Annotated in this window: 21 protein-coding genes and 1 pseudogene; 3 read left to right on the plus strand and 19 right to left on the minus strand. The window is 41.8% G+C overall.

Annotation, left to right across the window (positions count from 1 at the left end):
* Positions 1-15: 15 nt before the first annotated feature.
* The 8 genes from ACFX4H_RS11265 to ACFX4H_RS11300 all read right to left on the minus strand — a co-directional run bounded on the left by ACFX4H_RS11265 (position 16) and on the right by ACFX4H_RS11300 (position 9,616).
* Positions 16-1,428: a sugar porter family MFS transporter gene (locus tag ACFX4H_RS11265; RefSeq protein WP_249598550.1), complete on the minus strand. Its 1,413-nt coding sequence runs from the start codon at positions 1,426-1,428 to the stop codon at positions 16-18.
* A 22-nt stretch (positions 1,429-1,450) separates the two neighbouring features.
* Positions 1,451-2,338: a myo-inosose-2 dehydratase gene (iolE, locus tag ACFX4H_RS11270; protein ID WP_377435235.1), complete on the minus strand. Its 888-nt coding sequence runs from the start codon at positions 2,336-2,338 to the stop codon at positions 1,451-1,453.
* A gap of 17 nt (positions 2,339-2,355) precedes the next feature.
* Positions 2,356-4,266, minus strand: a complete 1,911-nt coding sequence (gene iolD / locus ACFX4H_RS11275; RefSeq protein ID WP_063577285.1) for a 3D-(3,5/4)-trihydroxycyclohexane-1,2-dione acylhydrolase (decyclizing) — start codon at positions 4,264-4,266, stop codon at positions 2,356-2,358.
* Positions 4,267-4,298: 32 nt separating this feature from the next.
* On the minus strand, positions 4,299-5,276 hold the full coding sequence (gene iolC, locus ACFX4H_RS11280) for a 5-dehydro-2-deoxygluconokinase (RefSeq protein WP_323602170.1): 978 nt from the start codon (positions 5,274-5,276) through the stop codon (positions 4,299-4,301).
* Between the two features lie 22 nt (positions 5,277-5,298).
* Positions 5,299-6,114 (minus strand): 5-deoxy-glucuronate isomerase, encoded by an 816-nt coding sequence (gene iolB / locus ACFX4H_RS11285; protein ID WP_063577287.1) that lies wholly within the window; start codon positions 6,112-6,114, stop codon positions 5,299-5,301.
* A gap of 73 nt (positions 6,115-6,187) precedes the next feature.
* Positions 6,188-7,657, minus strand: coding sequence for a CoA-acylating methylmalonate-semialdehyde dehydrogenase (locus ACFX4H_RS11290; RefSeq protein ID WP_262870870.1), 1,470 nt, complete (start codon positions 7,655-7,657; stop codon positions 6,188-6,190).
* Positions 7,658-8,518: 861 nt separating this feature from the next.
* Positions 8,519-8,839 (minus strand): antibiotic biosynthesis monooxygenase, encoded by a 321-nt coding sequence (locus ACFX4H_RS11295; RefSeq protein ID WP_262870871.1) that lies wholly within the window; start codon positions 8,837-8,839, stop codon positions 8,519-8,521.
* A 597-nt stretch (positions 8,840-9,436) separates the two neighbouring features.
* A complete protein-coding gene (locus ACFX4H_RS11300; protein ID WP_034315231.1) occupies positions 9,437-9,616 on the minus strand; it encodes an IDEAL domain-containing protein in 180 nt (59 codons plus the stop codon).
* Positions 9,617-10,083: 467 nt separating this feature from the next.
* On the opposite strand from ACFX4H_RS11300, the gene ACFX4H_RS11305 reads away from it, so the two are divergent.
* Positions 10,084-11,382: an MFS transporter gene (locus ACFX4H_RS11305; protein WP_034315234.1), complete on the plus strand. Its 1,299-nt coding sequence runs from the start codon at positions 10,084-10,086 to the stop codon at positions 11,380-11,382.
* 90 nt (positions 11,383-11,472) lie between these two features.
* Here ACFX4H_RS11305 and ACFX4H_RS11310 read toward each other — a convergent pair.
* Positions 11,473-12,167, minus strand: a pseudogene (locus tag ACFX4H_RS11310) (YjjG family noncanonical pyrimidine nucleotidase).
* An 84-nt stretch (positions 12,168-12,251) separates the two neighbouring features.
* Between ACFX4H_RS11310 and ACFX4H_RS11315 the strand changes: the two are divergent.
* Complete coding sequence (locus ACFX4H_RS11315) at positions 12,252-12,671, plus strand: AAA-type ATPase lid domain-containing protein (RefSeq protein ID WP_377435237.1); 420 nt, start codon at positions 12,252-12,254, stop codon at positions 12,669-12,671.
* Positions 12,672-12,860: 189 nt separating this feature from the next.
* Here ACFX4H_RS11315 and ACFX4H_RS11320 read toward each other — a convergent pair whose 3' ends face one another.
* The 8 genes from ACFX4H_RS11320 to ACFX4H_RS11355 all read right to left on the minus strand — a co-directional run bounded on the left by ACFX4H_RS11320 (position 12,861) and on the right by ACFX4H_RS11355 (position 21,219).
* Positions 12,861-13,583 (minus strand): anti-sigma factor, encoded by a 723-nt coding sequence (locus ACFX4H_RS11320; protein WP_377435239.1) that lies wholly within the window; start codon positions 13,581-13,583, stop codon positions 12,861-12,863.
* The gene (locus ACFX4H_RS11325; protein WP_214774926.1) at positions 13,584-14,138 is read right to left on the minus strand and encodes an RNA polymerase sigma factor; all 555 of its coding nucleotides are present in this window, start codon (positions 14,136-14,138) and stop codon (positions 13,584-13,586) included.
* A gap of 78 nt (positions 14,139-14,216) precedes the next feature.
* Complete coding sequence (locus tag ACFX4H_RS11330; RefSeq protein ID WP_377435241.1) at positions 14,217-14,687, minus strand: COG4315 family predicted lipoprotein; 471 nt, start codon at positions 14,685-14,687, stop codon at positions 14,217-14,219.
* A 22-nt stretch (positions 14,688-14,709) separates the two neighbouring features.
* Positions 14,710-15,435, minus strand: coding sequence for an extracellular solute-binding protein (locus ACFX4H_RS11335; protein WP_377435308.1), 726 nt, complete (start codon positions 15,433-15,435; stop codon positions 14,710-14,712).
* 279 nt (positions 15,436-15,714) lie between these two features.
* Positions 15,715-16,821, minus strand: a complete 1,107-nt coding sequence (locus ACFX4H_RS11340) for a GerAB/ArcD/ProY family transporter (RefSeq protein ID WP_377435243.1) — start codon at positions 16,819-16,821, stop codon at positions 15,715-15,717.
* Positions 16,822-17,009: 188 nt separating this feature from the next.
* Complete coding sequence (locus ACFX4H_RS11345; RefSeq protein ID WP_377435245.1) at positions 17,010-18,110, minus strand: GerAB/ArcD/ProY family transporter; 1,101 nt, start codon at positions 18,108-18,110, stop codon at positions 17,010-17,012.
* A gap of 269 nt (positions 18,111-18,379) precedes the next feature.
* On the minus strand, positions 18,380-19,600 hold the full coding sequence (locus tag ACFX4H_RS11350) for a Ger(x)C family spore germination protein (protein WP_377435247.1): 1,221 nt from the start codon (positions 19,598-19,600) through the stop codon (positions 18,380-18,382).
* Between the two features lie 26 nt (positions 19,601-19,626).
* Positions 19,627-21,219, minus strand: a complete 1,593-nt coding sequence (locus ACFX4H_RS11355) for a spore germination protein (protein WP_377435248.1) — start codon at positions 21,217-21,219, stop codon at positions 19,627-19,629.
* Positions 21,220-21,585: 366 nt separating this feature from the next.
* On the opposite strand from ACFX4H_RS11355, the gene ACFX4H_RS11360 reads away from it, so the two are divergent.
* Entirely contained in the window at positions 21,586-23,652 is a 2,067-nt protein-coding gene (locus ACFX4H_RS11360) for a Na+/H+ antiporter (protein ID WP_377435250.1), read from the plus strand.
* 291 nt (positions 23,653-23,943) lie between these two features.
* On the opposite strand, the gene ACFX4H_RS11365 is transcribed toward ACFX4H_RS11360, so the two are convergent.
* Both ACFX4H_RS11365 and ACFX4H_RS11370 read right to left on the minus strand, forming a co-directional pair.
* The gene (locus tag ACFX4H_RS11365) at positions 23,944-24,186 is read right to left on the minus strand and encodes a hypothetical protein (RefSeq protein ID WP_377435251.1); all 243 of its coding nucleotides are present in this window, start codon (positions 24,184-24,186) and stop codon (positions 23,944-23,946) included.
* A 100-nt stretch (positions 24,187-24,286) separates the two neighbouring features.
* Positions 24,287-24,460 (minus strand): hypothetical protein, encoded by a 174-nt coding sequence (locus ACFX4H_RS11370; RefSeq protein WP_377435253.1) that lies wholly within the window; start codon positions 24,458-24,460, stop codon positions 24,287-24,289.
* Between the last annotated feature and the right edge of the window lie 153 nt (positions 24,461-24,613).

Consider the following 24,613-nt stretch of genomic DNA (forward strand, 5'->3'; position numbering starts at 1 on the left):
ATTACTCTATAACTCTTAAATTATTTTTGTCATTTCCTTTGCAGGTTCTTTTCCATGATTGCGGAAGTTCTGTTCAAGCTGTTCAAGTGTAAGTCCTCTCGTTTCAGGTAAACATTTTTTCACAAAGGTGATAGCCATGATGCCAAAAGCGAAAAAGATATAAAATGTGGTGGACAATCCGACTTTATCTAGTAAAACCGGGAATGTTAAGCCGATTAGAAAGTTCACGACCCAAAGGAAAAATACGGTGACACCCATACCGAGCCCACGAACTTGAAGCGGGAAGATCTCTGAAAGCATCAACCAGGTAACCGGTGAAATGGCCCCCTGCTGAAAGGCAAGGAAAGTGACAGTCAAGGACAAAATGATATAGGGAAGGGCAGCCGTCCCTTCAAGAAGGGAAGATAAGACGCCAATCAATAGCAATGTGGTCGTAGTTCCTATCAAACCGGTTAAGAGCATTGGACGGCGCCCGATTTTACCAAGCAGCCAAATACCTAAAAATGTTGCCAAAACGGAAATGATACCGTTTGCAATATTCCCGATCAAAGCAGCTTTTGTCTCAAACCCTGCATCTTTTAAAATTTGGGTACCATAGTACATGATGGAATTAACGCCCGTTATTTGCTGAACGATGGCAATCCCGATTCCAAGAAAGACGATTCTCCTTATCCATGGGACGGTCAAATCTTTATATGTCGCTTTTTTAACATGGTTCTCCTCATCGAATGTCGCTTTGATTCCCTGAAATTCCGATTCAGCCTCATCCATTTTACGTATTCTTTTCAAAACCTTCAGAGCCTCTTCACTTTTGTTCTTGGACACAAGCCACCTTGGACTTTCAGGCAACCTGATCATGCCAAAGAAAAGAAGTATGGCTGGAAGTGATGCAATGGCCAGCATGTAACGCCAAACATGTGAACTGTCACCCATCGTTGTCCCAAGTATTGCGTTGAAGATGAATGCAAGCAGCTGTCCGCTAACAATCATTAATTCATTTTGGGTGACGATCCGGCCTCGTCGTTCAGCAGGAGACATTTCCGCCAAATAAGTAGGAACGGTTACTGATGCCCCGCCTACCGCAAGCCCGAGTAGAAAACGGCAGATAATCATGACCGTAACATTCGGTGCAAACGTGCATCCAATGGTGGAAAGGAAAAAAAGTATCGAAAGAAAAAGAATGTTTTTTCGGCGGCCCGCATAATCCGAAAGCCTTCCTCCCAGAAACGCTCCAAGTGCCGCGCCTAAAAGAAGTGAACTGGCAACAAGTCCTTGCGTAAGTGAATTGAGGTTAAGTTGATCCGCTTCGGACATGAACGGCAAGGCACCATTAATGACACCTGTATCATATCCGAACAAAAGACCGCCTAACGTCGAGATAATAATAATCTTGCGTAAGAATGCCATTTGATTTCCATCATTATTCAAATTAATCACTTCTTTCCCGTTTTTAATCTTGAACTAGGAGCAGCCTTTCATTTATATACTTGCGAGCGATTAATGCGTATTCCAATGGATGGGCAACGGAAGGATCTTGTTCCGCCTCTACTACAATCCAGCCTTTATAATGATTTTCCAGTAATGTATGGTAAGCTTCTACAAAGTCAATGCAGCCGTCACCAGGCACCGTGAACATGCCGGCTAAAAAAGATTCTTGAAATGATTTTCCAACTTTTCTGCACTGCTCCAGCACGCTATGCCTCACATCCTTGAAATGAACGTGCCCAATGCGGTCGATATGCTTTTGCAGAAGTGACATGCAATCGTTATCCGATACATAAATATGTCCAGTATCATATAACAGTTGCACTTTCTTTTCGGTATTTTCCATAAGGCGGTCAATTTCACTCAGTGTCTGGACGCCCGTCCCCATGTGGTGGTGATACACCAGTTTTAAGTTGTAAAGTCCTGCAATATCCCCTAACCGATTCAGGCCCGTACACAATATTCCCCATTCTTCATCAGTAAAGCGGGGCTTTTCCTTAAATACATCGTACCTTTCGCCTTGGATACTGTAAGTCTGTTCGGATACTACCGCTACATCTCCATCGACAGCCTGTAAATATTTGCAGTGTTCATGGAAATCCTGTTCTGCTTTGTCGATGCCATCACGGATGATGAAACTGCTGAACCACTGACCGGCTATTTTTAAGTTCCGAAGCGCCAGCTCTTTATTCAGGACCTCCGGTTCCGGGAAGAAACCTCCTACTTCGGTCCCCTGAAATCCCGCCACGACAATATCGCTTAAAAGGTGGGATAAGGTGTTTTCAGCTCCGATTTCCGGTATGTCATCATTACGCCAGCCAATTGGGGCAATCCCCCACGAAATCTCCTGCATTTTCCGACTTCCCCCTTTTAATATTGTTTGGCCATTTTTAATTTTTCTTGTCTCGCTTCATATGCCCTTTGTATACTTTTCCGTTCAGAGACCTCTGCCACGCCAACATTCCACCAGGAGTCATACCCATCCGTCATCGTTTTCGGCAGAACCTTCATTTCTATTAATGTAGATGCCGACTGTTTCTTTGCATCCTCCAATGCAGCTTTCAGCTCATCGACAGTATTGGCCCGATAAGTTTTGGCTCCATACCCTTCGGCTACTTTTGCGTAATCAATATTCATGATTTGGTTATCATGTGTTCTGAACTCACAGCAATATGTTCCGCTGCCATTCTCCATTTGCAGATTATTGATGCAGCCAAATCCAGAATTATCAAACAATAAAATGTTGATTTTATGATTATATTGAATGGCTGTAATCAATTCCGAATGGAGCATCAGAAAACTGCCGTCCCCTACCATTGCATAGACTTCCCGGTCTGGATGGGCAAGCTTAGCTCCTAAAGTTCCTGCAATTTCGTACCCCATGCAGGAGAATCCATATTCAAGATGGTACGTGTTTGGCACGCTTGAATGCCAGAGGCGCTGCAAGTCACCCGGAAGTGATCCGGCTGAACCGACCACCACACTTTCCTGATCGACCGTATCGTTTATTGCGATCATCGCAGTGGATTGTGCCAATTCAGTTTTTAATGCATCCGAGTATTCATTCAAGACTTGCTGTGAAAACTGGCTTTTGATTTCAGGCATGAAATTTTCACGGCTGAAAGTGACTTGACTTAAACGGGTCCGTTCGGAAAGCCACTCCTCCTTCCAATCTCCAAGCATCTCCCCATATTCGGTTTCATAGCCTACTAGTAACGCTTCAAGGTTCTCAAGCGCCACTTTTGCATCAGCGACGACCTGAAATCCATCTAATTTATAGGTTTGAAGGCGGCTGACGTTAATGTTCAAGAACTTTGTCCTTTCAAAATCAAATGCAGTTTTGGAAGACGTCGTAAAGTCCGTATAGCGGGTCCCGACACCAATTACGAGATCTGCCTGGCGGGCAGCCTTATTGGCAGCCATCGTACCGAGAATGCCGACACCGCCCAAATTCTTAGGAAAAGATGATTCCACCGTCGATTTACCTGCCTGTGTTTCCACAAGTGGAATGTTATGCTTTTCTGCCAGCTTCATCAAAATATCCCGAGCCCCGGAATATCTTGCTCCGCCACCGACGATGATGATCGGCTTCTTACTTGCTCTAATTCTCTCGGCAGCTCCTTGCAGTTCACGTTCTACCGGAACTTTCCGATCTAAATAATGGACGCGTTTTTCAAAAAAATGTTCATCGAAATCGAATGCTTCCCCTTCTACGTCCTGTGAGATGCATATCGTCGCTGGCCCGGCTTTCCCGGGATCGGTCATGACCTCGAAGGCCCGGATCAGACTGGACATGAGCTGCTCAGGGCGAGTGACGCGATCCCAATATCTTGATACTGCCAGAAAAGCGTCATTAGTTGTGATCGCCGTACTATGCTCATGCTCAAGTTGCTGAAGAACCGGATCCGGCTGACGTGTCGCAAATGTATCAGCAGGAAGTAAGAGGACAGGAATATTGTTGGCGAGTGCCGTCCCCGCTGCCGCTATCAAGTTTGCCGAGCCTGGCCCGGCAGATGTAGTGACGGCATAAATTTTCCTTCTTAGCATTTCCCGGCTGTAGGCAATTGCAGCGTGTGCCATCCCTTGCTCATTCTTTCCTTGAATCACTTTCAAGTGGCCAGCGTCCTGTTCGAGTGCCTGACCGATACCAACTACATTCCCATGGCCGAATACATTAAATATCCCTTCTACAAACGGAGACTCTTCACCATCAACATGAATGTACTGCTGATTTAAAAACTTGATCAAAGCCTGGGCTGTAGTCAACCTCACTGTTCCCATCTTCTGTTCACCCCTCTATGTAGATAAATTCCTTACACGCGCTCGGCAATCAAATCCTCTATTTCTTCTGCAACAGGCATCGCCTCAGATGAACTGTGCTTGCTTACAACTATGGAAGCGGAAGCACTGCCAAACTTCAAAGCGCTTTCAATCCCTTTGCCGCGCACTAACGCATATAAGAAAGCGGAAGCATATGAATCCCCTGCGCCGAATGTTTTCAATACTTTCGTCTTATAGGACTTCGCTTTAAATACTTCTCCTGATTTGGCATAGGCATATGAACCCTCGACGCCGTGTTTGATGACGACCAGGTCTGCGGAATGTTCAAACAAGTAACGGACGGTCCTTTCATTCGTACCTTTTTCGGTATTTTCCATTACATCATATTCATCACGTGTGCCAATCAAAATGTCTGATTGCTCTGCGACTAACGAATAGTAAACGGAGGTTTCTTCAATGGAATTCCATGTATAGGGACGGTAATCCAATTCAAATATGACTTTTACATCATTTCTTTTCGCAAGGCTGACGGCTTTTAAAACCGCCTCACGTGATGGACTTTTTGCTAAAGCCGTTCCTGAAACCAATAGAATCTTTGATTTTTTGATATATTCTTCATGCACTTCCGAAGGTGCTAAATGAAGGTCGGCTACATCATCCCGATACATCAGGATACTGCATTCTTCAGGACTTTTAATTTCCGTGAAGGCCAGTCCCGTTTTATGCCCTTCTTGATCGATTACCATATTCGATGTATCAACACCTGCCCCACGCATATAACTCTCGATGAAACGGCCGTGCTGATCATCCGCAAGCTTACCGATGAATCCGACTTTCAAGCCTAATTTTGCACTTCCGATGGCAACATTGGCAGGTGAACCGCCCACGTATTTTGTGAATGTCATGGTCTCTTCCATCGGACGGTTATATTCATTGGCATTCAAGTCGATGCAGGCACGGCCAATGGCAATCAAGTCAAATTCCTTATCGATATTAAATGTATAGTTCATCCGGTTAACAGCTCCTTTTCCTTTAACGATTCAGGATCCACTCGTGATCGGGATCATTGAAAAATTTCCATGTCCTTGTCGGACCGGCCATAACATTCAAATAATAGGATTCATAACCGTCAGGTACGCCTACCGGATGATAACCGGCCGGTACAAGTACGACATCGCCGTTTTCAACCGACATGGTCTCATCAATCGAACGGTCATCTGTATATACTCGCTGAAAAACGAATCCTTGAGGCGGGTTCATTTCATGATAATAGGACTCTTCCAATAACGACTCATTTGGTAAGTTATCCTGATCATGTTTATGCGGAGGATAGCTCGACCAGTTTCCGCTTTCTGTATATACTTCAACCACCAGAAGGCTATTCGCATACGGAGCTGAATCCGGTAATATATTATGCACCATCCGCTTATTGCTCAAAATGCCCCTATGTTCCACGTCAACATCCCCCGCTTTAATCCATTTAGTCGGAAGTTGCTTATCAGAAGGCGAATAACACAGCGCCACTCTGGCCTTGGTTATCGCTTCCAATTTGAAGCCTCTATCATTTGACACGTAAATGCTATCAGTCGGCACTTTATCAAATACACTATCGCGTGTGCCTAAATCATGGTATACATTTTCGCCAACAGCCACATTGATTTTTCCTGTAAGAGCGACAATGCAGCATTCCGTTTTATTCAACAATTCCGTATACTCAGCACAAGGAGCCAACTCCACTATTTTGAATTCAACAAATTCTAAAGGAGAATTTCCTTTCGTTACTGCTTGAACGACTGTAACACCTTCAGCGACCTCTTTTTTTACCGGTTTTTGAAGCAGCTTACTCATATGTACCTCCTTAGTTTTCAAAAAATCCGGCCCGTATCCAAACGGGCCAGCTTGCAAGGCTTTTTCGTTTCACTTATTTCACGTAGCGTGCAGTCACCATTTTTTTACGTGTATAGAACTCCACACCGTCGGTTCCATTTGCATGAAGATCACCATAGAATGAATCTTTATATCCAGAGAATGGGAAGAATGCCATCGGTGCTGGAACACCCACGTTAATGCCCAACATCCCGGCATGTATCGTTTCACGGAATTGGCGTACATCAGCAGCACTGTCCGTATAAAGGCAAGCCCCGTTAGCCAGTGCTGAAGCATTGGCAATCTCAACGGCTTCCGTTAAATCTTTGGCACGGACAACGGAGAGCACTGGTGCAAAAATTTCATCTTGCCAGATTTTCATTTCCTGTGTCACATGATCAAAAATCGTAGCTCCGAGGTAATATCCATTGCCGCTTGCTGCCTCATCTTTACGGCCATCGCGTACTAGGGTCGCGCCCTGAGCTATACCTGATTCGATATAATCAATAGTCCTCTTCTTAGCTCCTTCCCGGATTACAGGTCCTAGAAAAACGCCGTCATCCAGACCATTCCCGATCGTAATGGCATCAGCTGCCTGTTTCAATTTTTCAACTAACTCGTCCGCTATACTTTCTTCTACGACAACAACCGCAGCGGCCATGCAACGCTCACCGGCAGAGCCAAAAGCCGCACTTGTTATTTCCTTGGCTGTCATATCAAGATTGGCATCTTTCAAGACAATCGAGTGATTCTTCGCTCCCGCAAGAGCCTGGACGCGCTTCAAGTTAGCCGTGCCTGTTTTATACACATATTCTGCAACTGGCTGTGAACCGACGAAGGAGATGGCTTTCACATCTTCATGCTCCAGAAGCCCATTAACCACATCATGTGCTCCATTAACAATGTTCAGTACTCCTTTAGGAAGACCTGCTTCCTCAAACAGTTCCACAATGCGTGCTGCAAGCAATGGTGTACGTTCAGATGGCTTTAACACGAATGTATTGCCACATGCGATCGCAAGCGGGAACATCCAGCAAGGGACCATCATTGGAAAGTTAAATGGGGTGATGCCGCCGATTACACCGATTGGGTAACGGTACATACCCGATTCAATGTTTGTCGCGATATCCGGAAGCTGCTTGCCCATCATCAGCGTAGGTGCCCCCGCCGCAAACTCGACACACTCGATGCCCCGCTGTACTTCACCCATCGATTCCGATAGGCTTTTACCATTTTCGATAGTGACCAGCTTAGCAAGTTCTTCCCAATTTTCCACAAGGAGCTGCTGATATTTGAACAATATTCGAGCCCGTTTCGGGACAGCGACCTGCGACCACTTTTTAAAAGCCTCATCCGCCACTTGAACCGCACGATTCACATCTTCCCTAGTTGAAAGTGGCACCTCGGCAATTGCCTCACCAGTTGCAGGGTTGAATACAATTTCCGTTTCCTTTGAAGTGGACTCAATCCACTTACCATTTATATAGTTTTTTAATTTTTTCACCTCATGTGTTACTGAAGACATGTTTTTTCCTCCTTAAAATAAAGTATTTTGTTAGATCATCAAGCCAGTATAACCATCGCCGTCAATGAAATCGATTTCATTTGACTATGGAAGAAATCCTTCCATGTTTTTTAGGATTAATCAATAAATTTTCTAGCTCAATCCTAATATTCAAGAATATATTCTGCGAATGAAATCGATTTCATTTATTATCAGGGGTCTACCTTAAGAAAAAGTAAAGACCAAACCACTCCCCCTTAATTTATAGCCTGTACATAACCTTGATTCGGGATGAAATCGATTTCATTTACTTTATAAGGAAATACTACAATGAAAAATTTTCCCTGTAAACACTTTTTTTGTATTTTTTTAAATATTCTCTCTTCTCCACATTTCAAAACATTGATAAATATGGAAATGTGCTGAATTATTTAATAAAAAAACATCTTCAGCGGTTTTAAAAACTGACCAATACTTTATTGATATCGGTAGTGGTATTTTGATATATTAATATTCCTAAACTCAATTGACTTTATCATAGGAATTCCAGCTAACAATAATATCCCTAGTTTTTCATATATGTAAACTTTTCAGACTACCTTCCTGCTCCCCTTTTCTTTACATTTCCATGAATGTCTCCATTTCAATGAAAATAAATGATATTTTACTATATCAACAGACTTGGAGTTACATAACCTATCCCGAGATTTCATCAACAAAAAGAGGCACCCATAATGGGAGCCTGAATTTTAGTGAAGGTAAGCTATTATATGTGAATGTTAACCATTCCGTATCCTTAGCCTAACAAGATGATTGAGAAATGGGATATTCCACCCAGTTACTTATTTGTACGGAATTTAAAACAGGCTAGCTTAAGGTCAGTTATATCACTGCCTTTTTAATGGCCTTCACTTCATATAATGATCCTTCCGAACTGACGATATATTCAGGCTTTGGTTTCCCTAGGTTTGCTTTATGGCCTGCGATATGGGCTTCACTCTTTTCCCACTGCTTCCAATGCGCCTCCGACTCCCAATTGATCATGATGATGACCTCTTCATCCCCGCGTCGCACTTTTTTCACCATTACACTTAAATCGATGAACCCTTCCTGCTTTTCTATGATCCCTTCCCCGCTGAACCGTTTTACTACTTGTTCTGCATTCCCTTCTTTTACCACCATTTTTCTCATCTGAACGAACAATATGAACAACTCCAATCGATATACTTGTAATTTAATCATTTTATTCAATAACGATTCTCATTGTCAATTAATGAGACTTTTACTTAAGTGCACTACTTAAGACTCTGATTCCCAAAACAAAATAGAAAATGGATCAGGAAGTTTTGCATATCTTCCTGATCCATTTTTTATTGTCACTCACCTTTTATCTTTAAGACTTTTGGGAACATAGTCATTCAGTTTGTTAAATAAAGAAGTAATGTAGGAGCTGAGTTCGAATCGATCCTCCTGAACAAATTCAACTAAAGACACTCCATTCTTTTTCATAACTTTTTCCCCCTTTTAGTTTTTATCCCGGTGCATGAACTTTTCAGCAACTAATACCTGTGAATCCCGCCATTAGCGCACTTACACGCTTCTCTCCATCGTTTCTTTATTTGATTATACAAGAAAGCGCTTACAATGTAAAATATTATAATACTATAGATTGCTATTTACTTAGTATGTTCCAGGTAAATGAAGTTTTCTCTTCAGCATATTTATGGTTATCAGCTGTGCTGGCTTTTCAGTGTACATTCCATATCATAACTACTTGTCTTGTTCACAGAGAATAAAATTTCAGGAAATGCCCTTCAATATCTCAGTTAGACGTAGGAACTCTTCCTTATCACGATTTCTTAATGAGTCATCGATTTCTTTTTCGATTTGGGCTTTCCGGTAATCACTAAGGGCCTTTTTCAAAACCATTTCAGCCATCTCTTCAGGTTCAAGCGATGTTCCTGGCAATTGCTTCTCCATACGAAACCAACTCCTTAACCTTTTTTCTATTATACTAAATAACTTGGAGATTATTATTATTAATTAAAATCTTATCCTTTCCTCTTTTTCATTTTTCATTTCCTTATCCACATGATTTCCACTTTGTCACTCTTCTATACAAAAATATTTCTAAATATTCGGATTTCTAATCAGTAACACATTTTCTTTTTATTCACATAGTCATTTTACCCGGGAAAATCGGATCGTTTATTTCCATTACTTTAGAATTAATTATATACCATTACAGGTGAAGGGAGCTAAGTTATTCGCTTCATTTTTTCAGAAAAGTCAGAAATATATTGACCGGCATGGATAAGCCCTCTAAAATAATCTAAATAATCCAGTTTTTTACTTATATTCATTTACCATCATTTTTGTTCATTTCGGCTTTATTTATCGTTGAAAACAATATTGATGAAAAACTTAGCATTAAAGGAGCATTTATCATGAAAAAAAGTCGAGTTCTTTTCGCTAGTTTAGCGGGTTCCGTCATTGAGTGGTACGATTTCTATTTATACGGGACAGCAACGGGCCTGGTTTTTACGACGCTATTCTTTCCCAATCATGATCCAGCGATTTCACTTCTTCTTGCCTTTGTCACATTCGGGGCTGGTTACGCGGCCCGTCCAATCGGCAGCATCCTGTTCGGTCATATGGGTGATCGCATCGGACGGAAGGCAGCACTCATGTTCACCCTTATTGGTATGGGAGGGAGTTCAATGCTAATCGGTGTTCTGCCCACTTATGCCCAGGTTGGGTTGGCCGCCCCCGCCATCTTGGTGGTGCTGAGGTTGATTCAAGGAATTTCCTTGGGAGGTGAATGGGGCGGAGCCATCCTATTGGCAACGGAATCTGCTCCTAAAGGTGTCCGTGGGTTATATGGATCCATTCCCCAACTAGGGGTCCCCATCGGCTTGGTTGCCGGTTCGTTCAGCCTAACCCTCATCAGTTCCTTGACAACCGATGCCCAATTTTTATCTTGGGGTTGGCGGATTCCATTCCTTTTAAGCGGTGTACTGATCGGGTTGGCAATTTGGGTAAGGAGTGGCATTGAAGAAACGCCGGAATTTAAAGCGCAGAAAGATAGCGGCGATCTTGCGAAAGTTCCCATTATTGAAACGTTGAAACACGATTGGAGAAGTGTGCTGCAAGTGATCGGACTAAAAATTGGGGACGGCTTCTTCAATGTATTCATCATGTCCTATGTTCTCGTCTTTACTACACTGTATTTTGGTTATTCCCAAGATTCAGCTCTTACCGGTTTGACGATTGGCTGCGCTACAATGCTGATTACCATTCCTGTAATTGGTTACATTTCAGATTTCATCGATCGAAAAATCATCTATTTTGGGGGACTGACTCTCCTTTTCGTCTTGGCCATCCCATATTTCACGATGATTGGGCGTGGGGTTGGCTGGTTCTACATGATGCAGGCAGTTGTACTCGGCGTCATCTGGGGAGCCATTTTTTCTACACAAGGGACATTATTCTCGGAGCTCTTTCCAGCCAAGGTCCGTTATACAGGATTATCCGTCGGTTATCAGGTCGCGGCGGCCATTGCAGGTTTCGGTCCGCTCATCTGGACCGCCATGGCGGAATCATATGGCCCATCCCCTTTGGTATTTGGCGGGTTCATGATGGCAGGTCTCGCGATTTCCCTGGCGCTTTGTATATTATCCCCGCATTTCAGCAGAAGGAAAGAAAAGGATCAAACGCTCAAACCACATGAACTGGATTTGAACTGATTCTAAAATCTCTGGCATGAGTAATAACAGAGGCTGCACGTCCTATCACTCGGACAAGCGGCCTCTGTTTTTTTACAATGCATTACCACCCTATACTTGTTTACTTCCTACAATCTCCAAAAGATCAGTGAGCGTACGGATTTCATAGGTGGGCTTGATTCCCAGACCATTATCCTTTGATGGGGATTGTACCAGCATGTATCCAATCCATAATTCAAGCCGCCCTGTATATCTGAAGTCAAGGAGTCACCCACTATCAGCGCTTTCGATTTATCTGTGATCTTTAACTTGGAAAATGCATAATCAAAAATCCCTCTATCAGGCTTCTGAAACCCAGCCTCTTGGGAAACTATCAAGGTCTCAAAGCTATTGCAAAGGGCTGACCCGCCGATTCTTGCTGTCTGCACTGCCGTGAAGCCATTTGTTATAATAGCAAGCCGGCATCCTCCTAGCTTCTCGCAAACCTCTATAGCACCGGGCAGAAAATGTATTTCCTTTCCCAAATGTCCCAGGTACGCACGGCTGAACGCATCCGCATCCATATCAAGCCCATGCTTCAGGAACAACCGCTTGAACCTTTCCACTCCCAGAATGGTTAAATCTATATGCCCCTGTTCCAAATCCCTCCATAATACCTTACTGATTTCTTGGTAGCATCCCGCATAATCCTCCGCCCCTGTTGGCAAACCAAACTCTAAAAAGGCTTCATGCAGCGCATTCTTTTCCGATATTCCAAAGTCTAGCAAAGTATCATCAACATCAAATAATATAATTTCGTATTTCATCGCTGCCTCCATAATCATTTTAGTCCAACTTAACACATTTCCTTTAATTACGTATCGAAAATATATACTGAAAGCTTGGAAAAATTGCGGGAACGTAAAGAAGATATCATTCCCCTTACGTACAATTTTTTTAATAAGTTCAATGAAAGGTATCATGAAAATAAAGTCATTTCGGAAGAATGCTTGAACCTATTAATTCATTATTCATGGCCCGGCAATGTACGCCAGCTCGAAAACTTGATTGAACGGTTGGTCTTAATAAGTGACTCCGTTATCCTGATGTCCGACTTGCCTGAAATGATAACCGAGAACGTTGAACAGGTCACACAGATTGATCTCCCCACTACTCTCGATAAAGCACTTGATGAAACGAAACGGATATTGATCAGGAAATCTTACCAAACATACAAATCATCAAGGAAAGTCGCGAAGGACCTCTCTATCAGCCAAACGAAAGCCTCGGCATTGATCCGGGAGTACTGCGATGACTTAATGAATAAATAGGTACCATGGAAACGACAATCATTTCCCATTTCAATCCAACTGAAACATTGCGGGTATCCGTTGCTAGTTATAAAAGCATTCCATTTCATATGGGCTTCCATTGTAAATCCCGACTTCTTCTTCCTGATCCATGGTCCAGGTACGAACAGAAAATAAGGGACTTCCCCTTTGCGGGCAAGTCCCTTATTTTTATGAAGATCCTACTATTTTTTCGCCCCTCGGCTTTGTACTATTTGAATCCGGTTCTTTTGTGATGCCAATTTGATTGAATTTATCATCTATGGACAGTTTGTATGTCAAGGATCCTGTACCTGCTTCATCAGGCTTGAAAGTTCCTGCATTTCTCCGTTTTCCATCTTTCAGCAACCACACCTGATACACCTCGGAATCTTGAAGGCTAGGTAAATTCTGAATTTGAACCATTAACCTTCTTTCTTCACCTTGCTGCAAAATGTATGCAGCCCCTTCCGTATTCATATTTACTGCCGTCTTATTGGCAGGCTGCAAAGATAGCGACGTTTTAACCTCCATTGGCAGATTGATAGCTGCAAGTTCTTTTTTCAGTTGAATATTGGAATATAACAGCACAGATACCAAAACCAGAACAGCCAACAAAAGACCAGAAGTGACTGGTGTAAACTGCTTAAAGAAAAAAACACTCCAATTCTTTTCCTTTCGCACCAGAACTTCATCATCAGTCTCAAAGACAAAATTCATGACCTCTGATTTCAGGGAAGATGAAGGTTCCATTTCTTCGAAATCCCATTTCAATGAATTCCAGGCTTCTGTCATTTGTTCATACTCCCTAGTGCATTCAGAGCATTGCATTAAGTGTTCCGTGAATGCTTTTTTTTCTTTTTCTCCCAGTTCACCCGATAAAAATGAAAGCAGGTTAGCGCACTCTGTATTCATTTACAAACCACCTACTTCCAAATGCTTTTTCAACAATTTAAGCGACTGGTGAAGTCTGCTCTTGATGGTACCAACCGGTTCATTTTCAATTTTGGCAATTTCCGTTAACGAGTACCCTTTCCAATACAGTAAATCAATCAGCCTTTTTTGCGGCTTGCTTAACTTACTTTTTGCCTTGGCAATTTCACTGTGCAATAGCCCATTTTCTATATCATTATTAGGATCTTCTATGTCTATTGGATGACTCATGTCCATGTGTTTGTTATTCCGGATATGAACGCTGTCTTTACGGACATAATCCACACACACATTTCTTGTAACGGTCAAAAGCCAGCTTACAAAGTGTCCCTTTTCGGAATTGTAACTGCTTTTTGTAGTCCAGAGCTTTAAAAAGACCAACTGCACAATCTCCTTAGTTTTTTCAGCATTTCCATTTGTGAACTTAAAAATATAACCATAGATTAATTTAATATGCCGGTCATAAAGTTCTTCCAGAGCAGGACGATGCTTTTTCATGACTAATGCCATCAATTCCTTATCAAGTTTTTCTTTCAATCGCACCTGCAACTCCTCACAAGTAAATTTGGAAAAAACGTGTAACAGGAACGACCATCAGTGATCGTCCCTTTTTTCTTATTTTGGAAAAACCGTCTTGTTATTTACAATATACCAAACATTTTTCACACCTTCGCCATTGACATCTCCCGCTGCCTTATCATTCACAAAATAGTAGAGTGGAAATCCTTTGTAGGTTATCTGCTCTTTCCCTGTATCTTCTCTTTTTATGGTTCCAAAGTCATTTTCCTCAAATCCTTTAGGGACAGCAAAATCCCTTTCCATGAACGGCGGCCATTTTTTGAGACACTCACCCATGCAATTGCTTTTTCCTGATTTATCATTCTTGAAAAAGTAAAGTGTCATTCCCTTTGAATCAGCCAGGTATTCGCCTGTTGTTTCACTTTCCAATAATTTTAGGGTTACCGCTTTTTCATCGGCAGTACCACTGACCACTTGATCATTTTGGGGTGATTCATCAGCTTCATTTCCACATGCCGCCAAAACTAGGACCATCATAAAAACTGAAAATACCATCCACTTTTTCATATACTCTCACTCCTCATGAATTTTACTTCCATCCCCATTTTTGAAATACTTGATGGGATTCTTCCGTTTTAAGATAATCAATGAATTGCTTTGCCTTTTTCTTGTTATCACTCTTACTTGTTATGCTTATCGGGGTTCCTCTATAGAGCTTGTCTTCCTCAGGGAGCTGAACCAGGTCCGTTACATCCACCAGACGGTAATGCCAGGATTCATATGTAATCCAGGCGTCTAATTTAGAATTCGCCTTCCATAGATCGATAGCTTCTGCACTTGACCTCACTGAAATGTCAATATTCCTGCTAATTCCAGGAATCAATCCTTTTCTTCCGGCCAAATCTTCCCATAGCCCCAGTTGCCCGGCTCCATTAACATCCACAATCTTTACGCCCTTCTTCGTTAAATCCTCCAAAGACTGTATACTCTTTGGGTTTCCTTTTCTAACCAGGATGCCGGCTGACCGTGCATACAATTCTGTACGGTTTTTTTCATCAAGGAGCTCCGGATGATCATGCATAAAATCTGTTAGCATATAATCGGACCCTCCGTATATGATATCCGCATCCTGTTTGGCTTGATCAATCCATTTTTCTTCAGGTCCCGCTGTTACTTCAACTTTTATCCCCGTTTCTTTGGTGAATTGCCCCGCCGCTTCCTTGATAGGTCCAAGAGGTCCACCTGGTCCATAGACTTTCACGACGTCGACAGCTTGCCCCCGTTTCGGAACCATTTCCGGTGAAAATCCTAACAGTACTAGCACCAATGATATCCATCCAACAAAAATGAGCTTTTTCAAGTCTTTCTTCTCTCCCTTCTAAAAAGCCTTTGTACTATAGATAACGGGACAAACTTCAAAACGGTTTGAAAAAAATTGTTAATTTTTTTTAACCTGCTGCAAAATACATCTGGTGATATTAAGCTATTCTTCTTTTTTCTCATAAAAAAACCATTCGAAAAGTATCTTTTTTCGAATGGGGCATGACTTTAATTACATACTCTTTCAAGTCTCTAAAACCAGTGACAGAAAAGGTTAGCTTGAATTGCTTCCCTTTTTTCTCTGTCTATTTCTTTTAACAACAGCTATCACCAACAATAACAGAGGAATCAACGTTTGCATCAAAACCCCATAAAAAGGGAAGGCGATGATATCAAAACGACTGACATCCATAGCGCTAGGATACGACCAAAAGCTGAATTCTACAATCAAAATCCCTATTGGCCATACAACAGGACGATAGTCGGAGAGATTCAGCCACTGCGCGGTACCCAAAGCAGCCGCATAATAAAACACAGAAATTTTGACAAACGCTCCTACTATCCATACGGCCATGATGGCGGACTCCAAATGTTCAAAAAAGTCGGCAAAACTGATGTACCGAGATACATTCATCAGAGGATAATTCTTGGTGGATGTTGTTGATCCGAGTACAAAAAGAACGATAAGATTCACCACAACTAACGTCATCATTACAGCAAACACAGTCCTCATCCCATATTTCATTCCTTTTTTCATATCCGTTAAAAAAGGGAGGAGAAAAATCATCAGAAAAAACTCGCTGAACCATCCACCTGGTACAATCGAACCCTTGATTGGAGGCATAATTCCATTCCCTAATATCGGGAATATATTCTTAAATTCGAGATCAGGGCCCAGTAGGATGATTAAGAGGAGGATTGGAATGATAAAAACGGGAACAAACAATTGGGCAGCTCTCCCCAACACTTCTATCCCTCCGCGTACGATAAAGGCACAGAGGAGTATCATCGATGCCATGATCACGCTAATTGGGGTTTTGACCAGAAAAGAGTCGACAATATATTCTCCGTAACTTCTTAGGATTTGCCCTGTGATCGGGATATAAAAAAACAAGAATAAAAAACCGAGAATTTTCCCCGGAATCCGACCAATGATCTGTTCACTAAATTGGATAACCGTTTGTTTCGGATAAAGTTTGTGCAGTTTATAAGCGATATACACCGTCGCATACCCGATGAGAGACGCCAAAATGGGGGAGAGCCATAAATCAGTTTTTGCATATTTCGCTGTGATGCTTGGAACACCGAGAACAGCCGTTGCCACAATCGTTGGATACATCATGAATGCCATCTGTAAAGATGAAATCTTCCCTTTCTCCATCTGCTTCCTCCTTTCTGTGATAGTATGTAAATCTGGAATCACGCAACCCACTGATAGAATTACTTTTTCATAAACTCTTCAAACGGCTTAATAAAGAGATTAATCCATTCAGTACGTCCTGCCCACTGCGCGAGTACGAACTTGTGTAGCACCTAAACGATAGGATATTTAGCATAAAAAATGCCCAGTCAGCTGGTTTCGGTTCCTTTACGATTTCTTTTCCTAACAACAGCAATCACCAACAATAACAGAGGAATAATCGTTTGCATCAAAATACCTTGTAAAGGGAAGACGTTGATATCATTACGACTGACATCCACAGAGCTAGGCAACGACCACAAACTGAATATGACAAGCAAAATCCCTATCGGCCATACAATAGGTCGGTAGTCGGAGAGATTCAGCCACTGCGCTGTACCTAAAGCAGATGCATAATAAAAAACGGAAATTTTCACAAACGCCCCCACTATCCATACCGCCATGGCGGCGGATTCTACATGTTCAAAAAAGTCTGCCAAACTGATGTATCGAGATGCATTCATCAAGGGGTAAAGCTTTGTGGATGTTGTTGACCCAAGTAAAAAAAGAACCGTAAGATTCACCACAATTAACGTCATCATCACGGCAAACACAGACATCATACCGGATTTCATCCCTTTTTTCATATCCGCCAAGAAAGGAAGGAGGAAAATGATCAGGAAAAACTCGCTGAACCATCCACCCGGTACAATCGCACCCTTGATTGGAGGCATTACACCATCCGCCAATACCGGGAATATATTCTTAAATTCAAGATCGGGAATCAGCAAAAGGATTAAGATACAGATTGGAAAAATGAAAACAGGTACAAACAATTGGGCAGCTCGCCCCAACACTTCTATTCCCCCGCGTACGATGAACGCACACAGAAGCACCATCGATGCCATGATCACACTAATCGGGGTACGTACCAGAAAAGAGTCGACAACAAATTCTGCGTAACCTCTAACGAGTAGCCCCGTGTTCTGGATATAAAAAAACATGAGTAAAAAACCGAAAATTTTCCCCGGAATCCGACCAATGATCTTTTCAGTGAATTGGATCACCGTTTGTTTTGGATACAGCTGGTGCAGTTTATAAGCGATATACACCGTCAGATACCCTATTAGTGCGGCAAAAATTGGGGACAGCCATAAATCAGTTTTGGCATATTTCGCTGTGATGCCGGGAACCCCGATTATAGCCGTTGCCACAATCGTCGGATACATCATGAATGCCATCTGTAATGATGAAATTTTCCCTTTCTCCATCTGCTTCCTCCCTTCTGTGATAATTTGAAATCATGCAACCTACTGATAGACTCACTTTTCCATAAACTCTCCAAATGGCCTGAAAAGAGTTTCGATCCATTGAGTGGGTCCTGACATCTGTGGGAGGTTGAACATGGACAGAATCAAGCCAGTGAGGAGCAGTGTAAGAAAGGCCATTTTATCTTTTTTAGGATTTTGTTTCATTCTCGGCCATTCATACAAAATGATTAGAGCTACAACCACGCTTGTACAAAAAAAAGCCCCCCATCTCACTTGTCCTTCACCTCTTTCTCAGACAAACCCGCCGGTTTGTTTATAAAGCCCTGTCTTCGAATATGGGCCGCAACATCGACTTCCACTTCCATTTCCGCGAATATCTCATCCCAGTGGTTATCGACCTTATTAAACTGTTTAGGATATTTACGATAGAAATCTTTACCTAACCCTAAAATGTCCGCTTTCTTATGCTGGGTATTCAGAAAAGCCATCTCGATGCGTTTTTCTATATCTTTTTGATATGCTCGTTCTGCAGCATTTAGAGACTTAGGATTTGAAAGGTTTAAATTCGTTCCATTTTGTATAACAGCTCCATCTGTAATTACCTTCACCGATAATCTCCATTTTTCATTGATAATTTGCGGAATGATCTTGACTTTGGCTGACACTGGACTTAAAGATATCTCCCCTTTTACCCCTTTGGGTTTTATGGTCACGGTATATGATTCCACTTCATCCCTTAACCACAATAGCCCTCTTGTTTCTTTTTCCGTCATCATCCCAGTCATTTTATCTTTTTTGAACACGGCTGTCCCGGCAATGTAAGGAATTCCCTGTAATTTCGTTTGCCCTTTCTCTGGCGGTAAAATTTTAACGAATGGAAGTGCAGCCGCTTGAGGTATACCCGTTAACATTTCATCTAAATCCTGCATAGTGACCAGCATCCCAATATGTAAATCAGATAGTTCCCTAAGCACTTCCCCTGAATAGTTTTCCAGGGGTGGTAGAGATTCAAGGATAGGCTTCGCTTTCCCCTTGCTGACATACACATTTGCTTTCTCTCTTGGCTGCGGATGGCGCAGCAAAAAATCCAGCTGCTCTTGAATTCCTTCCTTCGCTAACTTTTCACCGAATACAAATATTTTACAATGTCCCCAAAATACTTTTCGCGGAAGCTTGCTTTGAAGCTTAGACAATGCATCTGAAATATTGGAGCCTTTTTCATATCTCACCAATGTCGTAACCGCACCCCCTCCTTGACTGCTCCCTCCTCCTTGACCGCCGCCTCCACTACTTATTGAACTTGGAATAAAAACTTGGACGGATAGTTCGATTTGATCATTATCGTTCTTATCGATGGCGGCTGCTGTGACAATCGCCAAATCAGTGATTTCTATTCGATCCCAACAACCGCTTAGAAAAGGGGTTGTTCCACTAATACCGAGCAAAAGAAGGACGCTTTTCATGAAATGACGCCTCTTTACTTTCTCCAATATCTTTGTTCTCCTCCAACCATTATTCACTCCGTTTCACTTCCCCTTTTTGAATTTGGTCCCTGTTCCGGCGCTTGACGGTATACATTAGAATCGCCTGTAAGGCGCGGGCGTGTATCCATCTTCCACCAAGGAGCCCTCCACAGCACATCTTTCAGCTCTTGACCTTTTAACGGTGCCAGTGGAGTTAAGTAGGGAACGCCGAAGGAACGCAAGCTGCATAAGTGTATGACTATGGCAATGATCCCCATCATGATACCAAGCAGTCCTAATGTACCGGCAAGCAGCATCATTGGAAAACGCAGCATCCGGAAAGCAATTCCGGCAATATAACGAGGCATCATAAAAGAAGCGATTCCCGTAATCGCAACTACAATGACCATTGGCGCTGAAACCAACCCCGCTTGTACGGAAGCTTGACCAATCACTAGCGCTCCAACAATGCTGACAGCAGAACCTACCTGCTTCGGCAATCGAACCCCTGCCTCTCTTAGTGCTTCAAAGGTAATTTCCATAGCCAATGCCTCTACTATTGCAGGAAAAGGGACCGCTTCCCGTGATGCCGCGCTGCTTAGCAGGAGTGCGGTTGGGACCGCCTCATGATGGAACGTCAAAATAGCAACATATAGGGACGGAAGCAAAAGAGATAATCCCATAAAAAAATAACGTAACCAACGGATAAAAGTGCCTGCCAAAAAACGTTGAGCATAATCCTCTTGTGATTGAATCAAAGAAAAGAAGGATATTGGTGCAATTAAAGTAAAAGGGGTTCCTTCTACAAGAATGACAGCCCGTCCCTCCAGCAAGCAAGAACAGGCTACATCCGGCCGTTCTGTCGTCATGATTTGAGGGAAAGGTGAATACGGATTGTCCTCAATCATTTCCTCGATATACTCGCTTTCTAAAATACCGTCTATTTTAATTCGTTCCAACCGAGTTGTAATCTCTTCAATCAGTGTTTTATCCGCAAGCCCATCAATATAAGCAATCGAAACATTCGTCCTGGTATAAGTTCCGATCTTCATCGATTGTATTTTAAGGGCAGGACTTTTAATAATACGTCGCAATTGGGACGTGTTTACCTCTAGAGATTCAATAAATCCCTCTCGTGACCCCCTAACTCCCCCCTCTGCCATAGGTTCTTCAATCGCCCGCTTTTCCCATTTGGACAATCCTAAAGAAAATCCATCGCTTTCCCCTTCATATAGAAGGATCGGGTTTCCAGTGGAAATCGATTCAATGCAATCCGCCAACATATTCACTTTTACCACTTTAGGAACGGGCATTTTATGTTCAATAAACTCATTTAATGGCTGTGGCTCTTTTGATGACTCTTGCATTAGTGGAGATAGAACATACTGCTCTATCGCCTCGATGTCTGAGAGTCCCGCAATGTAAATAAGCATGGCTCTCGTCTTTCCGAAAAGTAAGAACGAACGGAACATGACATCCGAGCAATTATCATAAACAGAACGAAGTGTTTCTACATTTAGACTGAAATTCGCATCAAGTGCATCTGCAGGCTTAGAATCTTGGTAATTATTCTGTACACTGGATTTTTTTTCTTTCGTTTTCTTTAATAATCTACCCACATTACGAATCAAGCTGGTTACCCCCATTTTTTTGCAGGTCGCTCTAACTCCATTTTTCTATGTTTCTTCATTTAGGGTATTTTATACAGAAAATCCTGTGTCCGGCATGAACTAATTTTCATGGAAAAGCCATGTCATAAGTTGATTTTGAATAAACCGTAAACTCTTGTGATATCCTGTTTGTAATTAATGACTAAGGGGTATATCAAAAACCCAGGCTCCATATTAATAGAAAATTTGTCTCTGGCTAAGCATTGTTTTTTGAACAAGCTACATAGGACCATAAAATAGGGGTTATTTTTTAAAGGATGGATATTGCTTTTAAAATACCTCTGTTTTTTTATAAGTTTCATGGGCAATCAGACTAAAACATTAGAAAATAAGGGAGATTCTATGTCATTCTTAATCACATTGCTCGGGTTATTGGTGTCCACAATAATCGCTACAATATTAAATGCTATATGGCCTCGTATCCCACTTCCGATATATCAGATATCCATGGGAGCAGTGTTCTCATTATTACCATTTCAATTATCATTTGATTTTCATTCAGAATTATTTATGATCTGTGTCATTGCTCCGCTGCTCTTTACAGAAGGAAAAAATACGTCTCGTAAAGAAATGCTTGAATTGCGTAAGCCCATTCTGTTATTAGCCTTTGGGTTAGTATTTGTGACGGTTTTTGCAGGAGGCTTTTTCATCCACTGGTTAATACCTGATATGCCGATGGCTGTCGCTTTTGCTTTAGCAGCAACAATTACCCCTACGGATGCGGTAGCGGTACAATCGATTACAAAAGGATTGAAATTGCCTGGAAATATGATGCCCATCCTTGAAGGTGAATCACTTTTCAATGATGCTGCCGGAATCGTCGCTTTTAAAGTTGCCCTGGCAGCTGCCTTAACTGGAGTGTTTTCTATAAAAGATGCTTCGCTTAATTTTATATTTGTAGCTTTAGGCGGTATCTTTATTGGTATCCTATTGGGCTATTTAATCGTTAAATTACGATTATTTTTACGGGTTCATGGACTTGAAGAAATCCCAATGTCCATTGTCATTGAACTAATTACGCCTTTTGCCATTTACATGGTAGCTGAGGAATTCCATGTTTCCGGGATCTTGGCAGTGGTTGCTGCAGGTGTAATTCATGGCATCGAGCGGGATCGCCTTCAGAGTTCCACGACTAAATTGCAAATTGTATCAACTAATACATGGTCTGTATTAGGTTATGTCTTGAATGGACTTGTATTTGCTTTGTTAGGATTTATGTTGCCGAGTGTTTATCAGGACATTGAGTCCAACTTAAATAGGGGCATTCTTTTTGGGATAAGTGTCTTGATCGTTCTTTTATTATTGGTGATCCGTTTTATATGGGTATACATCCTGCATGATACTTTTACGAAAAACAGAGTGAATCCATTAGAGCAATTCATTATGTCCAGGGTTCATCCAGAAGATAGCAATCACACCGATGAAGAGAATGTTTCAAGATCCCGATTTGCATTTTTGACATCCGTTTGCGGCATTCATGGAACCATTACATTAGCTACAGCTTTATCCATACCATATTTCATGCGGGATGACACTTTATTCCCGATGCGTAATACAGTCTTGTTTATCGCAGCTTGCGTAATATTGTTAAGCGTCACCTTGGCTACGGTTCTCTTGCCATTACTGGTAAAGAAACCGATTGAATTCAAAGATGAGCGGCTAACCTCTGAGGAGGCCTATAAAATTGTTTTAAATAAAACGATCAATCAACTGAGCAAAGAAGCAACCATCGAAAATCAGAAAGCGGTCCATCAAGTAATGGAAGATTTAAATGAACAACTGATAGATTTGGAACGGGGAATAACGAATCGACCGGATGATCGGACAATACGCGATTTAGTGGAGCTTGGAGCCAATAAGGAATTGGAAGTCGTTTCTGGATTAGTCGAAAAAGGGACTATATCTGAAACAGCCCTTGAACTATATAAAGTGTATCTTTCAAGAACCTCGAATTATATGCAAAAATCCTCCCTGAAAAGGGCTTGGATCAATTTACAGGCCATTCTTTTCAAGAAAAAGATCAATATCAAATGGGATAAGAAATGGGAAGCGAAATTAGAGGACTCCATCGTTAAAAATGCGGACCTGATCAGGGAGTTCCGTAAAGCACAAAAAGAAGCTTCAAAGGAAGCCATTTTATTGATCAAACAACAAACTGCACCTGAAAACCGCCATGAAGTCATGCTTGTCATCCAAAGATATAATCGTTATTTGAATCCGTTCGGAACATTAAGTGAAAAAGAAGCAAAACGCTTTGAAGAGTTGGTGAGTCAATTTCAGTTGAATGCGATGCAAATCGAACGTGATATCATTGCGCAAATGGTTGAAGATGAGCAAATATCCATACAAACAGCAACTGAGCTTAGACAAAACTTAATCTACGATGAAATGATCATGATACAAAATTGATAAAATATTAAGAGACTCCGATGCAATAGGAAGCGGTGTCTCTTTATTTACATTCCAGGGCAAGGATGAATACCTCAGGAAAAATGAAATGAAATGAAATGACTGTAGATCAAGCAGGTATAAGGGCTTTCATCGAAATTCCAGAGGATTCATGGCATCTGTTCCCATTATTCTTTATGGCCCTCACAATGGAGTTAAATCGCCGTTTTGCAGCTTTTACAATTGAACCTAAATCAGTTAATAAAAGTATCATGAAGCTGGCAGGTCAATACAACGAACTCTTCTTTGAATTCAAGATGCATCGTAATGACAATGAAAAAAAGCATGTTCGTTTCTGTGTTTCACGAGTATTCGCTCCAAACTCACGAGTAAAAACATCAAACTCACGAGTAAAAGCATCAAACTCACGAGTATTCGCTCCAAATTCACGAGTATTCGCTCCAAATTCACGAGTATTCGCTCCAAATTCACGAGTAAAAGCATCAAATTCACGAGTAAAAGCATCAAATTCACGAGTATTCGCTCCAAATTCACGAGTATTCGCTCCAAACTCTCCAGTAGAAGCCCAATGCCCCCTTCCAATTTACTCGGTTGATCAATCCTCTGTGCCGATTCTTATCAATTCCTTCATTCATTATTTTTCACTTGGAAGCGAAAGTAGAGATAGAAAGCTTTCGAAAATCCCCTGTTTCGTCCGTACCATTATGGAATCTTGCTCTGTGAATAAACAGATGATTTCTTCTGCCCGGAAAACATGCTGCATTTCTCCTTTTCTGCCGACAAAATACGGTCTTTTCCTCTCCTTCAAGCGCTCATCAATTCCTGCACTTCCTCATTCCATTCATGATTGCGGATAAGCACCTCTATCGCCTTGATCTCCTCATCTATCTCTACGTTTATTTTCATCCATGCGACCTCCCTTTGCTTATAATGTAAGTATATTAATATCTTAATATTTGGC

The sequence above is a fragment of the Peribacillus sp. YIM B13477 genome (assembly GCF_042787955.1).
Taxonomy (GTDB): domain Bacteria; phylum Bacillota; class Bacilli; order Bacillales; family DSM-1321; genus Peribacillus; species Peribacillus frigoritolerans.

Coding starts and splice junctions, on each gene's coding strand:
- iolE (WP_377435235.1), bottom strand. CDS start 2,338: ATGCAGGAGATTTCGTGGGGGATTGCCCCAATTGGCTGGCGTAATGAT.
- iolD (WP_063577285.1), bottom strand. CDS start 4,266: ATGGGAACAGTGAGGTTGACTACAGCCCAGGCTTTGATCAAGTTTTTA.
- iolC (WP_323602170.1), bottom strand. CDS start 5,276: ATGAACTATACATTTAATATCGATAAGGAATTTGACTTGATTGCCATT.
- iolB (WP_063577287.1), bottom strand. CDS start 6,114: ATGAGTAAGCTGCTTCAAAAACCGGTAAAAAAAGAGGTCGCTGAAGGT.
- ACFX4H_RS11290 (WP_262870870.1), bottom strand. CDS start 7,657: ATGTCTTCAGTAACACATGAGGTGAAAAAATTAAAAAACTATATAAAT.
- ACFX4H_RS11300 (WP_034315231.1), bottom strand. CDS start 9,616: ATGGAGAAGCAATTGCCAGGAACATCGCTTGAACCTGAAGAGATGGCT.
- ACFX4H_RS11305 (WP_034315234.1), top strand. CDS start 10,084: ATGAAAAAAAGTCGAGTTCTTTTCGCTAGTTTAGCGGGTTCCGTCATT.
- ACFX4H_RS11320 (WP_377435239.1), bottom strand. CDS start 13,583: ATGAATACAGAGTGCGCTAACCTGCTTTCATTTTTATCGGGTGAACTG.
- ACFX4H_RS11330 (WP_377435241.1), bottom strand. CDS start 14,687: ATGAAAAAGTGGATGGTATTTTCAGTTTTTATGATGGTCCTAGTTTTG.
- ACFX4H_RS11340 (WP_377435243.1), bottom strand. CDS start 16,821: ATGGAGAAAGGGAAGATTTCATCTTTACAGATGGCATTCATGATGTAT.
- ACFX4H_RS11345 (WP_377435245.1), bottom strand. CDS start 18,110: ATGGAGAAAGGGAAAATTTCATCATTACAGATGGCATTCATGATGTAT.
- ACFX4H_RS11355 (WP_377435248.1), bottom strand. CDS start 21,219: ATGGGGGTAACCAGCTTGATTCGTAATGTGGGTAGATTATTAAAGAAA.
- ACFX4H_RS11360 (WP_377435250.1), top strand. CDS start 21,586: ATGTCATTCTTAATCACATTGCTCGGGTTATTGGTGTCCACAATAATC.